The 12,223-nt window shown below is 67.4% G+C and carries 12 protein-coding genes; 3 read left to right on the top strand and 9 right to left on the bottom strand.

Annotated features, from left to right (window positions below):
- Nucleotides 1–2: 2 nt before the first annotated feature.
- The 8 genes from ACZLZQ_RS19805 to katA form a co-directional block, all read right to left on the bottom strand.
- Entirely contained in the window at nt 3–1,337 is a 1,335-nt protein-coding gene (locus ACZLZQ_RS19805; protein ID WP_472950839.1) for an efflux RND transporter periplasmic adaptor subunit, read from the bottom strand.
- Nucleotides 1,338–1,718: 381 nt separating this feature from the next.
- Nucleotides 1,719–3,275, bottom strand: a complete 1,557-nt coding sequence (guaA, locus tag ACZLZQ_RS19800) for a glutamine-hydrolyzing GMP synthase (protein ID WP_472950838.1) — start codon at nt 3,273–3,275, stop codon at nt 1,719–1,721.
- A gap of 117 nt (nt 3,276–3,392) precedes the next feature.
- The gene (locus ACZLZQ_RS19795) at nt 3,393–4,049 is read right to left on the bottom strand and encodes a 5'-methylthioadenosine/S-adenosylhomocysteine nucleosidase (protein ID WP_472950837.1); all 657 of its coding nucleotides are present in this window, start codon (nt 4,047–4,049) and stop codon (nt 3,393–3,395) included.
- 99 nt (nt 4,050–4,148) lie between these two features.
- Nucleotides 4,149–4,610, bottom strand: a complete 462-nt coding sequence (locus ACZLZQ_RS19790) for a TspO/MBR family protein (protein ID WP_472950836.1) — start codon at nt 4,608–4,610, stop codon at nt 4,149–4,151.
- Nucleotides 4,607–5,902: an RsmB/NOP family class I SAM-dependent RNA methyltransferase gene (locus ACZLZQ_RS19785; protein ID WP_472950835.1), complete on the bottom strand. Its 1,296-nt coding sequence runs from the start codon at nt 5,900–5,902 to the stop codon at nt 4,607–4,609. Before ACZLZQ_RS19785 ends, ACZLZQ_RS19790 begins: the two co-directional genes overlap by 4 nt.
- Nucleotides 5,903–5,960: 58 nt before the next feature.
- Nucleotides 5,961–6,368, bottom strand: a complete 408-nt coding sequence (locus ACZLZQ_RS19780) for a type II toxin-antitoxin system VapC family toxin (RefSeq protein ID WP_472950834.1) — start codon at nt 6,366–6,368, stop codon at nt 5,961–5,963.
- A 5-nt stretch (nt 6,369–6,373) separates the two neighbouring features.
- Entirely contained in the window at nt 6,374–6,646 is a 273-nt protein-coding gene (locus ACZLZQ_RS19775; protein ID WP_472950833.1) for a type II toxin-antitoxin system Phd/YefM family antitoxin, read from the bottom strand.
- A gap of 157 nt (nt 6,647–6,803) precedes the next feature.
- The gene (katA, locus tag ACZLZQ_RS19770; protein ID WP_472950832.1) at nt 6,804–8,300 is read right to left on the bottom strand and encodes a catalase KatA; all 1,497 of its coding nucleotides are present in this window, start codon (nt 8,298–8,300) and stop codon (nt 6,804–6,806) included.
- Between the two features lie 104 nt (nt 8,301–8,404).
- On the opposite strand from katA, the gene ACZLZQ_RS19765 reads away from it, so the two are divergent.
- Both ACZLZQ_RS19765 and ACZLZQ_RS19760 read left to right on the top strand, forming a co-directional pair.
- Nucleotides 8,405–9,349 (top strand): hydrogen peroxide-inducible genes activator, encoded by a 945-nt coding sequence (locus ACZLZQ_RS19765; protein ID WP_472950831.1) that lies wholly within the window; start codon nt 8,405–8,407, stop codon nt 9,347–9,349.
- Between the two features lie 50 nt (nt 9,350–9,399).
- Nucleotides 9,400–10,497: a Gfo/Idh/MocA family protein gene (locus tag ACZLZQ_RS19760; protein ID WP_472950830.1), complete on the top strand. Its 1,098-nt coding sequence runs from the start codon at nt 9,400–9,402 to the stop codon at nt 10,495–10,497.
- 12 nt (nt 10,498–10,509) lie between these two features.
- On the opposite strand, the gene ACZLZQ_RS19755 is transcribed toward ACZLZQ_RS19760, so the two are convergent.
- The gene (locus tag ACZLZQ_RS19755; RefSeq protein WP_472950829.1) at nt 10,510–11,667 is read right to left on the bottom strand and encodes a Gfo/Idh/MocA family protein; all 1,158 of its coding nucleotides are present in this window, start codon (nt 11,665–11,667) and stop codon (nt 10,510–10,512) included.
- Between the two features lie 88 nt (nt 11,668–11,755).
- Between ACZLZQ_RS19755 and ACZLZQ_RS19750 the strand changes: the two genes are divergently transcribed.
- A complete protein-coding gene (locus ACZLZQ_RS19750; RefSeq protein WP_472950828.1) occupies nt 11,756–12,124 on the top strand; it encodes a type II toxin-antitoxin system VapB family antitoxin in 369 nt (122 codons plus the stop codon).
- Nucleotides 12,125–12,223: the final 99 nt, after the last annotated feature.

Raw genomic sequence — 12,223 nt, 5'->3', positions numbered from 1 at the left:
CCCTACTCCGCTGCCGTCGCGGGCTTGGCCGCCTTGGCGGGGTCTGATGTCGGGGCGGCGGGCTCTGCCGGTGCGGTCGCCGCGGCCGAGGGATCGACACCTGCCGCCGCCGGGACCTTTTCGGCGTTCGTCGTGACTGGCTTGGCATTGCCGGCAGCGTCGATCGCCATCTCGGTCACCGTCGCGGTCTGCCCATCCTGCACCTTCTGCAGCCCCTCGACGATCAGCCTGTCGCCATCGGCAACCCCAGAGGTCACCAGCCAGTTCGAGCCGACATCGCGCAGCACCGTCAGCGTCCGGGTTTCGGCCTTGCCGTCGGCGGCGATGAACCTGGCAACGGCCTCGCCCTTCGAATTACGGCTGACCCCGCGCTGCGGCAGCAGGAAGCCGTTATTGTCGATGCCGAGCCGAACGGTGGCACGCACATACATGCCGGGTAGGAGGATCCGGTCGGGATTGGCGAATTTGGAGCGGAAGGTGAAGCTGCTCGTCGTCTCGCTGACAAAGCGGTCGGCGGCCTCGATGGTGCCGGTCTCGGAATAGGGGGTACCGTCCGCCAGCGTCAGCTTGGCCTCGATCTTCTCCTCGCCGCCGGCAACGCTGCGCACCGCCCCTTCCTGCAGCTCCTTGCGGAACTTCAGGAGGTTGCCGCTGGATTCGGTGAGATCGACATAGACCGTGTCGAGCTGGCGGATGGTGGCGAGAACATTGCTCTGGGCGGCGGTGACGAGCGAGCCGGAGGAGACCGACGACGTCCCGATCTGGCCATCGATCGGCGCCTTGATCGTGGTGTAGTCGAGGTTGATCTGCGCGGTCTCGAGGTCGGCTTCCGAGACGGCGACGTCCGCCTCCGCCTGGAGGTAAGTCGCTTGCGCGTCCTCGGCGTCCTGCTTGGAAACGACGCTCGTCGCGCCAAGATTGTTGTAGCGCTCCGCCTTGGCCTTGGCCGAGGGAACGGCGGCCTGCGTCTTCTTCAGCGCCGCGGCGGCGGCGGCAAGCTTTGCCTGATAGCTGCGCGGATCGATCTGGTAGAGCACGTCGCCGGCCTTGACCTCGCTGCCCTCCTGGAACACGCGCTTCTGCACGAGACCATCCACCTGCGGCCGGATCTCCGCCGTCTGCAGCGCCACGACGCGGCCGGAGACGCTGGCCGTGATCGAGATTTCTTGCGGATGGACGGTCACCACGCCGACCTCCGGCACCGGCGCCGGGCGGGCCGCCGCGTCCTTCGACTCACCGGAGCAGGCGGAAAGGCTCAACGCCGCCAGCATCAGGCCGATGACGGCCCGCTGCCGTGTGGTCGGCAGCGCCCAGGAGGCATTTGCTGTCTGGTTCATATCGGCCACTCTGGTCAGGATCTCGCCGAACCCAGTGCGGGCACGCGGTGTAAGGTGATGGATGATATATAGGCAGCCAACCGTTACGCCGTGTATCAAATTATATCCGCGCTTCCGGCGCCCAGCGGGCGTGCGGTCGCGGTCCGCCAGGACCGCTCGAGTGTCCGGCAGGCGCGCGGGATGCGCAACGTTCAGCGAGTGTTGGTAAGGATCGGGGCTCATCGACGCCAGGGGCGCTGACACGGCCGCGATCCCATCGGCCAGCCTGTCAGACCTTGCATCCCTGCGACAGAAAAACAAAAGGCATCGAGATAGGTGCTCTATCACGATGCCTTCTGTCGCTTCACAGCAGTATTTCGCCAGGGCCCGGAGGGGACGGCCCTACTCCCACTCGATCGTGCCGGGCGGCTTCGAGGTGACGTCGTAGACCACGCGGTTGATGCCCTTGACCTCGTTGATGATGCGGGTCGCGGTGTTGCCGAGGAATTCCATGTCGTAGGGGTAGAAGTCGGCGGTCATGCCGTCGACGGAGGTGACGGCGCGCAGCGCGCAGACGAACTCGTAGGTGCGCCCGTCGCCCATGACGCCGACGGTCTGCACCGGCAGAAGCACGGCAAACGCCTGCCAGATCGCGTCGTAGAGGCCGGCCTTGCGGATCTCGTCGAGATAGATCGCATCGGCCTGGCGCAGGATCTCGAGCTTCGCGCGGGTGATGCCGCCGGGGCAGCGGATCGCAAGGCCCGGGCCCGGGAAGGGCTGGCGGCCGACGAAGTGGGCGGGGAGGCCCAGCTCCTTGCCGAGCACCCGGACCTCGTCCTTGAACAATTCGCGCAGCGGCTCGACGAGCTGCATGTTCATGCGCTCGGGCAGGCCGCCGACATTGTGGTGCGACTTGATGGTGACGGACGGCCCGCCGGTGAAGGAGACGCTCTCGATGACGTCGGGATAGAGCGTTCCCTGCGCCAGGAAGTCGGCACCGCCGATCTTCTTCGCCTCGGCCTCGAAGGTCTCGATGAACAGGCGGCCGATGGTCTTGCGCTTGACCTCGGGGTCCATCTCGCCTTCCAGCGCGTCGATGAAGAGGTCCTGCGCCTCCACGTGGACGAGCGGGATGTTGTAGTGGTCGCGGAACATCGTGACGACTTCCTCGGCCTCGTTCATCCGCAGAAGGCCGTGGTCGACGAAGATGCAGGTCAGCTGCTCGCCGATCGCCTCGTGGATCAGCACCGCCGCCACCGACGAGTCGACGCCGCCCGACAGGCCGCAGATGACGCGGCCGGTGCCGACCTTGGCGCGGATCTCCTCGATCGCCTTCTCGCGGAAGGCGGCCATGGTCCAGTCGCCGGGAAGGCCCGCGACCTTGTGCACGAAGTTATGGATCAGCTTGGCGCCGTCGGTGGTGTGCATCACCTCCGGGTGGAACATCAGGCCGTAGAAGTTGCGGGCCGCATCGCCGAAGACGGCATAGGGCGCGCCCGGGGATTTCGCGAAGATCTCGAAGCCCGGCGGCATGTCGATGACGCGGTCGCCATGGCTCATCCAGACCTGATGGCGGGTGCCCTCCGGCCAGACGCCGGCGAACAGCGCGCAGTCGCGCTGGACCTCGACGAAGGCCCGGCCGAACTCACGGTGCTGGGAGCTCTCGGCGCGGCCGCCGAGCTGCACGCACATGGTCATCTGGCCGTAGCAGATGCCGAGGATCGGGATGCCGGCCTCGAAGATCATCTGCGGCGCGCGGGGGGAGCCGATGTCGCCGGTCGAGGCGGGACCGCCCGACAGGATCACCGCCTTCGGCTTCAGCCGCTGGAAGGCTGCTTCCGCCAGCTGGAAAGGCACGATTTCCGAGTAGACCCCGGCCTCGCGCACGCGGCGCGCGATGAGCTGCGTCACTTGGGAGCCGAAATCGATGATGAGGACTGTGTCTGGATGTGCGGTCATTGCAAGCCTTTAAGCAGGCATCGCCGGGAAGGCAAGGGTTTCGGTGAGTCTCGGCCCCGAGCGGCCGCACGATAGGAGGGTCTGCGGACCCCCGCGGATGGCAGGCGGCAGCGCCGGCTAGATCCGTCCCGCTTCGATCGCCGCGGGCAGCCGGTCGATGGCCTCGGCGAGGTTCTCGTCGACAACATGGAGAAGGCTCGTCCAGTCGTCGTAGTGGTGGAGGTCGGCAGCCCCATCCGAAATGCCACGCAGGCCGATCAGCGGCACGCTGAAGCGCTGACAGGCGCGCAGGATGGCGAAGGTCTCCATGTCGACCATCTCGGCATCGATCGCGTCATAGGCCGCGCCGGAGACAATGTCCGCGCCACTCGACAGGCGGACGGCCGCGAAGCCCTCGATCGGCGTCGGCAGCGGCGTGTCGACGGGATGGTCGAGGAAGGGGGTGACGCCCTTGGTGAAGCCGAGCGGCGAGGCGTCGATGTCCCGCCAGGAGACCGACGCCGCCTGGTAGACCTTGCCTTGCTCGAGGACACGCGAGCCGGCCGAGCCGAGCGAGACCAGAAGGTCCGGCAGGCCGCCGGAGGCACTCAGCGTCTGCAGCGCGACGCCGGTGGCCAGCGCCGCCTCGATCGGGCCGACGCCGGTGATCAACGGCCTGATGCGCTGGCGCAAATGCGGGCCGTATTCCGGCAAAGCTGCCATGACGAAGAGCACCCGCCTTCCGGAAATGCTTTCGGCCGCGGCGGCGGCGTTCACCCGATCGACCTCGCTCATGCGTCTCTCCTAGAGCGCTGGACGTCCAAGAGGACGCACAAGAGACGCTCTATCTTTTCAATGCCGAAGTGACCGGCGCCTTTCCGGGGCACCGGTGCCTCAGTTCAACCACCAGATCGAGCCGTTGAGAAGCCCGGCAAACGCTACCCAGAGCGCATAGGGCAGGAAGCAGAGCGCCGCCGGCCTGTCGCGCCGCCAGGTCGTGGCGATGAAGGCGAGGATCGCCGCGAACATCGCGACGAGGATGGCGAGGCCGAGGCCGATCTGGTGCTGGCCGAAGAAGGTGGGCGACCAGGTGAGGTTGATCGCGAGCTGCAGCACCCAGATCGCCAGCGGCAGCCGCAGTCCGGCCATGAGCACCCGCCAGCCGGCGATGCCGATGAGGATGTAGAGCACCGTCCAAGCGGGAGCGAAGACCCAGCCCGGCGGGTTGAAGCTCGCTTTTGCCAGCCCGGCATACCATTCGCCGGGCGGGTTGGAGATGCCGACCAGCATGCCGCCGCCGAGCGACACCGCCAGAAACAAGGCGAGCAGGCCGTAGCGGGCGGCAGGGCCTCTCACTGGCGCACGAGCTGCGCGAAGAAGAAGCCGTCGGTGCCCGTCAGCTTCGGCGTCAGCGTCAGCACCGTGCCGCCATGCACCTTCTCCTCGCGGTACGGCGTTCCCGCCGCTGGGAAGGCTTTCGCGAACACCGCGGCCGAGTCGCCGGCGGAAAAGTCGCGGTGGCGCTCGAGGAAGGCGCTGACGCGGCCGGCATTTTCCCGGCCGATCAGCGAGCAGGTGATGTAGGCGAGTGTGCCGCCCGGCCGCACGAAGCGCGCGGCGGCATCGAGCGCGGCATCCTGCTCGGCAACCCGCTTGTCGATCGCCGAAGCGGCGAGCCGCCACTTGGCATCCGGCCGGCGGCGCCACGTGCCAGCCCCGGTGCAAGGTGCGTCGACCACGACGCGGTCCATCAGGCTGCCGAGGACGGAGATGTCCTCGCGCGGCCCGTGGACCTGGACGTTGCCGGCCTCGGCGCGCTTCAGCCGGTCGTAGATCGGCGCGAGCCGCTGCCTGTCGGCATCATAGGCGTGGACGGTGCCCTGCCCGTGCATCGCGGCGGCGAGCGCCAGCGTCTTGCCGCCGGCACCGGCGCAGAAGTCGAGGATCTCCTCGCCTGGCTCGGCCCCGGTAAGGCACGCGGCGATCTGCGAGCCCTCGTCCTGGATCTCGAACCAGCCCTTCTGGAAGGCGGCCTCGACCTGGACGTTGGGATGACGGCCATTGCCGGCGATCGGCGGAATGCGCAGGCCGGTTTCGGAGATCGCCGTCGCCTCGGCACCGAAAGGCGCCAGCGCCGCCAGCACCTGGTCGCGGTCCGACAGCAGCGTGTTGACGCGCATGTCGAGCGGCGGGCGGGCGGAGAGAGCCTGCGCCTCGGCGATCCAGTCCTCGCCCAGCGAGGCCTCGAACTCCTTGGCCAGCCAGTCCGGCAGGTCCGCCTGCACGGCGGGCGCGGCCTTCGACAGGTCGCTGGCGTTAAAGCGGCCGAGGTCCTCGAGGCTCGGCGTCTCCGGCGCAAAGCGGTCGCCCTCGAGGGCGGCGAGCATTGCCTCGGGATCGAGGTGCTGGCTGTCCATCAGCGCTGCAAAGACCAGCGCGCGCGGGCTGTCATTGCCCATGCGCCAGCCATAGGAGCGGCGCTTGCGCAGGACGTCGTAGACGATGTTGCCGATGGCGGCGCGGTCGCCCGAGCCAGCGAAACGGTGCGACAGGCCCCAGTCCTTCAGGGCGTCGGCGACCGGGCGGCGCTTGGCGGCGGTATCGGTGAGGATTTCGATCGCGGCCGCGATCCGGCCACCTAGACGCATGGGATCACGCTCCCGGCGGGGCGGGGCAGCGGCGGCATCTGGGATAAAGTCAAAAGAATCACGTTTCGTAAGGGTTCAGAAGCTTCGCACCGGTCGGCTTGAAGTGTCGGGTATTGCGGGTGACGACGGTGAGGTCGTGCTCCAGCGCGGTGGCGGCGATGAGGAGATCCATGTCACGGCGTCCCAGCCGCGTATACAGACTTCCCCAGCGCAAGGCGACCTCCACCGTCACCGGCAGCGTGCGCTCCTCGTACAGGGCGCGGGTTTCGGCGAACCAGAGGTCAAGCCGCCCGCTGAGAGCCGAATGGGCCTGCCGTTTCTTCTCGATACCCGCCGCGATCTCGCCAAAGCTAATGGCGCTGATAAAAGTCAGCGCGCGATCAGCCAAAGCGAGAAATTGCAGGGCGCCCGCGTCGGGTTTTGGCCTGCGCGGTTCGGAAACGACTATGGTGTCGAGGAGGAACACCGGCCTCAGTCTCCAAAATCAATATCGCGTGGAATGAGTTGCGGTCGGTTGTCGAAGTCCATGAAGTCCTCCATCCCTTCCGGCAGCATGGGAAAATCCAGGATGTGCTCGACGAAGGTCTTGGGGCGCCGGGCCATCAGGTCGTACTGGCGGGCGGAGACCAGCACCACCGCCGCATCGTCGGGCATGGCGATCCGCTGGGGCTCGCCGTCGCTCGCGGCATGGGCGAGCGTCACGAACTCGGCTTCGGCGTCTTTCAGCGTCCAGTTGCTTCCCACTGCCGTCTCCCTCAAGCCGGGCCTCTGGCTGGCTCGATCATACGGCCAATCCGAAAGCCCAACAAGCGACTGCTCGCTACCCAAAGGAAAAGCCCGGCTTAACGAAAAAGGCCGGGATCGCTCCCGGCCTTCTTATTCATCACTGAGTCGCTGTGGCTTACTCGGCGGCCTGCTGCGGCGTGTCGGCGGTGACCGAAATCGCCGGCTCGCGGCCCGTCAGGGTCTCGCGGGCCTTGCGCACGCCGGCGCCGTAATCCGGGTGGACCTTGTCGAAATGCGCCAGCTGGCGCTCGCCGATCTCTTCCGGAATGCCCGACATCGCCGCGGCGATGTTGGCGAAGAGCCGCTGCTTCTGGCCGGCGTCGAACAGGTTGAAGAGGTCCCTCACCTGGCCGTAGTCGTCATTGCCGATGCGGTGGTTGTAGCGGTCGGCATCGCCGTGGATCCGCAGCGGCGGCTCCATGGCGGAGGGCACCTCGACCGGGCCGTTCATCGAGTTCGGCTCGTAGTAGGCGTCGGGGTTGCCGGTCTTGATGCCACCGAAGACGTTCATCTGACCGTCGCGGTGGTAGTGGTGCACCTCGTTCTTCGGACGGTTCACCGGGATCGTCTCGTAATGCGTGCCGAGACGGTGACGGTGGGCGTCGGCATAGGCGAAGACGCGGGCCTGCAGCATCTTGTCCGGGGAGTAGCCGATGCCGGGCACGATGTTCGACGGCGAGAAGGCCGCGTTCTCGATCTCGGCGAAATAGTTCTCGGCGTTGCGGTTCAGCTCCATCACGCCGATCTCGATCGGCGGGTATTCCGAATGCGGCCACACCTTGGTGAGGTCGAACGGGTTGTAGCTGGTCTTCTCGGCGTCCATTTCCGGCATGATCTGGACCTGCACGGTCCAACGCGGGAACTCGCCCTTGGAGATGCCGCCGAACAAGGCTTCCTGGTAGCTCTCGCGGGTCTTGCCGATGATCTGGTCGGCTTCCTCGTTGGTGTAGTGCTTGTGGCCCTGCTGGGTCTTGAAGTGGAACTTCACCCAGTAGCGCTCGCCGGCATCGTTCCAGAACGAGAAGGTGTGGGAGCCGTAGCCGTTCATGTTCATCGGGGTCTGCGGCAGGCCGCGGTCCGACATCAGGATCGTCACCTGGTGCAGGCTCTCAGGGCTCAGCGACCAGAAGTCCCACATCGCGGTCGGCGAGCGCATGTTAGTCTTCGGGTGGCGCTTCTGGGTGTGGATGAAGTCCGGGAACTTGTAGGGGTCGCGGACGAAGAACACCGGCGTGTTGTTGCCGACGAGGTCCCAGTTGCCTTCCTCGGTGTAGAACTTCAGCGCGAAGCCGCGCACGTCGCGCTCGGCGTCGGCGGCACCCGCCTCGCCGGCGACGGTCGAGAAGCGCGCAAGCATCGGCGTCTCGGTGCCCGGCTGGAAGACCTTGGCCTTGGTGTACTTCGAGATGTCGCCGGTGATCTTCAGCGTGCCGTGCGCGCCCCAGCCCTTAGCGTGGACGACGCGCTCGGGGATGCGCTCGCGGTTCTGGTGCGCGAGCTTCTCGATCAGCTGGTAGTCCTGCAGCAGAATCGGGCCGCGCTCGCCCGCAGTCCACGAATTCTGGTTGTCCGGCACCGGCGCGCCGGCGGTCGTCGTCAGTTTCTCGGTCATGGAGTCACCTCGGTTTGGAATGCTTCCAGTCAGCAATGGACCCTTTGGGGTCATAACAGCAAATCGTATTTGCTAGGCTGCCCGATCAGTTTATCCTATCGGGCATGATCACGATCAGACAGCTCCGCTACTTCGAGGCGCTGGCCACAACCCTGCATTTCGGGCGGGCGGCCAAGCACCTCAACATCAGCCAACCAGCGCTTTCGGCGCAAATTGCGGCATTGGAGGAAAGCTTCGGCGGACCGCTGTTCGAGCGGCGGCCGTCCGGCGTCCTCCTCACCAGCGACGGCGCGCTGGTCCGCGACCGGGCGCGAAAGATCCTCACCGACATCCGTGATCTGGAAGGCCTTGGCGCTGCCGGGCACGCGGTGCTGGACCGCCGGCTGAAGCTCGGCCTCATCGCCACCGTCGCCCCCTATCTGCTGCCGCATCTGTTGCCGCAGCTTGCCCGCGAGCATCCGAAACTCGACTGCGAGATTCGCGAAAGCTTGACCGAGACGCTGACAGCGGACGTCCTGCACGGCGACCTCGACTGCGCCGTGCTGGCCTTGCCGATCGAAGCGGAGGGGCTCGATACCATCGAGCTGTTCGAGGACCGCTTTCATCTCGCCGTGCCCGCCCATGGGTCGGAGCGCTTCCAGGGCCGCATCTCCGTGCAGACGCTCGCCACCGAGCGGCTGATCCTGCTCGAGGAAGGCCATTGCCTCAGGGACCAGGCGCTGAAGATCTGCGAACTGGTCGAGGCGAGCCAGCTGGCGAGCCTTGGCGCCACCAGCCTCACCACCATCCTGCGCATGGTCGCGGGCGGGCTCGGCGCGACGCTGATTCCAGACATGGCGGTGGCCGCCGAGAGCCGGGGCGGCGGTATCCGGATCCTGCCGTTCCAGGATCCCGCGCCCTCGCGCACGCTGGCCTTGGCGTTCCGGCCCTCGGCCGCGCGGCGGCGCGACTTCGAGGCGATCGCATCGCTGATCCAGCGGTTGCCCGGAAGGGCAGATGCTCCATCTTCGGCCGAAACGGAAGGCAGCGCGGTCCCTCACAGGTTGTAGAAACCGGGATCGGCTGTTCGGCGCCACCTTCAGAAACGGAAGTCCATCGCATGCCAGACCAGACCCGCTGGGCCTTGATCGGGACCGGCAGCATCGCCGCACGTTTCGCCGCCGACATGCACCATTCCCGCGCCGGCCGGATCGTCGCGGTCGGATCGCGATCGGCGGAGAGGGCGGCCAGCTTCGCCGAAAAGCTCGGCCCGGATATCGTCGGCGGATGCTTTGAAGACCTGCTGCGGCGGGACGACATCGACGCGGTCTATCTCGCGACGGCGAACGAGGCCCACGGCCGGCAGGCGCTCCAGGCGATCGCCGCCGGCAAGCCGGTGCTGGTGGAAAAGCCCTTCGCCCTTTCCGCCGCGGAGGCGCGCACCGTCGCCGAGGCCGGGCGCCGCGCGGGCGTCCTGGTGATGGAGGCGATGTGGATGCGCTTCACGCCCGGCATCGTCCGGCTGAAACGCCTGGTGGACGAGGGCCGCATCGGCGAGATCCGCCGGCTCGACATCTCCGTCGCCTATCCGCAGCCCTTCGACGCCGCCTCGCCGCTCTACGATCCGGTGAAGGGCGGCGCGCTCCTCGACCTCGGCGTCTATCCGCTGTCGCTCGCGGTCCACCTCGCCGGCATGCCCCGCAGCGTCGATGCGACCGTCATCCGGGCCGGGAACGGCGCGATCGCCGTCGCCGGCCTGCTGCTCGGCTACGACCAGGCGATCGCCACCCTGTCCTGCGGGTTCGACGTCGAGGGTGCCAACGAGGCCGTCGTCACCGGAACGGCCGGGATCGCCAGCGCCCATCGGCCGGTGCTGTGTCCGCCGCTGATCTCGCTGCGCCAGACCGGCAGCGTCGAACCCGCCACCGCTCCCGGCGAGCCCGGCGAAGCTGCGGCGCCCCCCCATCCGCTGGTGCGCCCGCTGACCGCCCTCTCCGCGCTCCGGCCGCTGGTCGGCCGCCTGGCGACGCGGCGCTACCCGACGCTCCACATCGGCACTGGTCTCCACTACCAGGCGGACCATTTCAGCCTCTGCCTGCAGCACGGCTGGACGGAGAGCCCGGTCATGCCGCTCGACGAGACGGTCGCCGTGCTCGATCTGGTCGAGCGGGCGGCGGCCAGTGCCCGCGACAGCGCGGCGGCCCGTCCGCAACCGTGACGCCGGAGATCATCAGCGGCTCCCGGTGAGTCCAAAACTGCTCGTCAGCCGGTGCGGCATGGAATAGCGGTCGGCGTTCTGGGCGACGAGGGCGAGTTCGGTGACGTGCAGGGCGAAGGCGCCGCCGTACGGGTGGGGCGTGCCAGCGGCGATCGAACGGGCGAGGTCCGCGGGCCCGCGGGCAAAATCCATCCGCGAGGAGGTGCCGGGCACCTTGGCAGCGCTCGGCGCGACCGTCAGCTTGCGACCGAACCAGTGGCGCAGCGGCCGCCCACGCTCCAGCCGCTGCAGGATTTTGCCGAGGATCGCGGGCCGCGACGCCCAGTGCCCCTCCGCCGTGCGCAGGAACACCGGCGACTGGTTGTCCCAGCCATCGGTCAAGGAGAGGACGCCCTCGGTGCCGACGACGTGCAGCGAGCGGTCGCGCGGCGCGGCGAGGCCGCAGGTGAGGCGCGCGACGACGCCGGAGCGGAAGGTGAGGCAAGAAACCGAGAGGTCGTTGGCGATGTCCGCCGCCGGCTGCCGCGTGCCTTTGTCGTCGAACAGCTTGGCGGAGAAGGCGGTGATCGTCTCGACCGGGCCGAAGAAGGCGCAGAGCCAGGTGAGGTAGTAGCCGGCATGCTCGAGCGTCGCGCCGACGGCGAACTCGTCCTCGGCCGGCCAAGGCGCGCCGGACGGGCTGGTCCAGCGGCGATAGTCTTCGCGGAAGACCATCGAGTCCTCCATCTCGGCATAGACCAGCTTCACCGCGCCGATCGTCCCGCCTGCGATCGCGCTGCGGACAGTGTCGGCGGCGGCCGAGAGGTAGGAGCAAGGCGCGGCCGCGATCTCGAGCCCGCGCTCAGTGGCGAGCGCCACGAGGTCGCCCGCTTCCTCCCGCGACATCGCCAGCGGCTTTTCGGAATAAACATGCCGCCCGGCCTCGAGCGCCGCCTTCGAGACTGCGTAATGGCTGGACGGATTGGTGAGGTTCAGCACCAGCTCGACCGAGGGCTCGGCGAGAAGCGCGTCGAGGCTCTCGAAGGCACGGGCCTTGAAATAGGCCGAGAACCGCCGGAGCGCCGCGGGGTCGCGGTCGTAGACGCCGACGAGCTCGAGCTCCGGATGGTTGGCGAGCGTCAGCATGTAGTAGTCGGCGACGAAGCCGCATCCGACGATGGCAATCTTCATGGGGCAGGCATCCGCAGGATCGGCAAGACCCGCAGCATAGGCCGGGAGCCTGAAGGATCTCTCTACGAACTCCGCGCAGGCGTCAGGAGTGCCCCAACCTACCCGTCAAAGAGTTCGTGCGGACAGCCAGCAAAAGACCCGCCATCACAAGCTTGCACCGGTCGAAGATCGCATTCTATGCTTGATCGCAATCTTCCAAGAGGGGCCGATGCGCATAGAGGTGACCCCTGAAATGCAGCGGATGGCGGAGGAACTCGCTGACATCAAGGGCGAGAGCCTGACAGCGGCGGTGACCACGGCCCTGCAGGAGCGCCTCGCGCGCGAGCGCCCGGAAGATCCCGAAAAAATCGCGGCGCAACTACGGGATATCGGACAGCGCTATGCCCGGCTTCCCGACGCCGATCCGCGCTGTGCCGACGATATTCTCGGCTATGACGAACATGGCCTGCCGACCTGATGGTGATCGACACCTCGGCCATCATTCAAGGGCGCGGATTTCACGCTGACAGACGTCAAGCTTGCCTTGGCGTGACCGCCGTGCCGCTACGCTGCGTCG

Source organism: Mesocryomonas lacus, from assembly GCF_055730105.2.
This window is presented reverse-complemented; position numbering and strand designations above follow the sequence as displayed.

Coding starts and splice junctions, on each gene's coding strand:
- ACZLZQ_RS19805 (WP_472950839.1), bottom strand. CDS start 1,337: ATGAACCAGACAGCAAATGCCTCCTGGGCGCTGCCGACCACACGGCAG.
- guaA (WP_472950838.1), bottom strand. CDS start 3,275: ATGACCGCACATCCAGACACAGTCCTCATCATCGATTTCGGCTCCCAA.
- ACZLZQ_RS19795 (WP_472950837.1), bottom strand. CDS start 4,049: ATGAGCGAGGTCGATCGGGTGAACGCCGCCGCCGCGGCCGAAAGCATT.
- ACZLZQ_RS19785 (WP_472950835.1), bottom strand. CDS start 5,902: ATGCGTCTAGGTGGCCGGATCGCGGCCGCGATCGAAATCCTCACCGAT.
- katA (WP_472950832.1), bottom strand. CDS start 8,300: ATGACCGAGAAACTGACGACGACCGCCGGCGCGCCGGTGCCGGACAAC.
- ACZLZQ_RS19765 (WP_472950831.1), top strand. CDS start 8,405: ATGATCACGATCAGACAGCTCCGCTACTTCGAGGCGCTGGCCACAACC.
- ACZLZQ_RS19760 (WP_472950830.1), top strand. CDS start 9,400: ATGCCAGACCAGACCCGCTGGGCCTTGATCGGGACCGGCAGCATCGCC.
- ACZLZQ_RS19755 (WP_472950829.1), bottom strand. CDS start 11,667: ATGAAGATTGCCATCGTCGGATGCGGCTTCGTCGCCGACTACTACATG.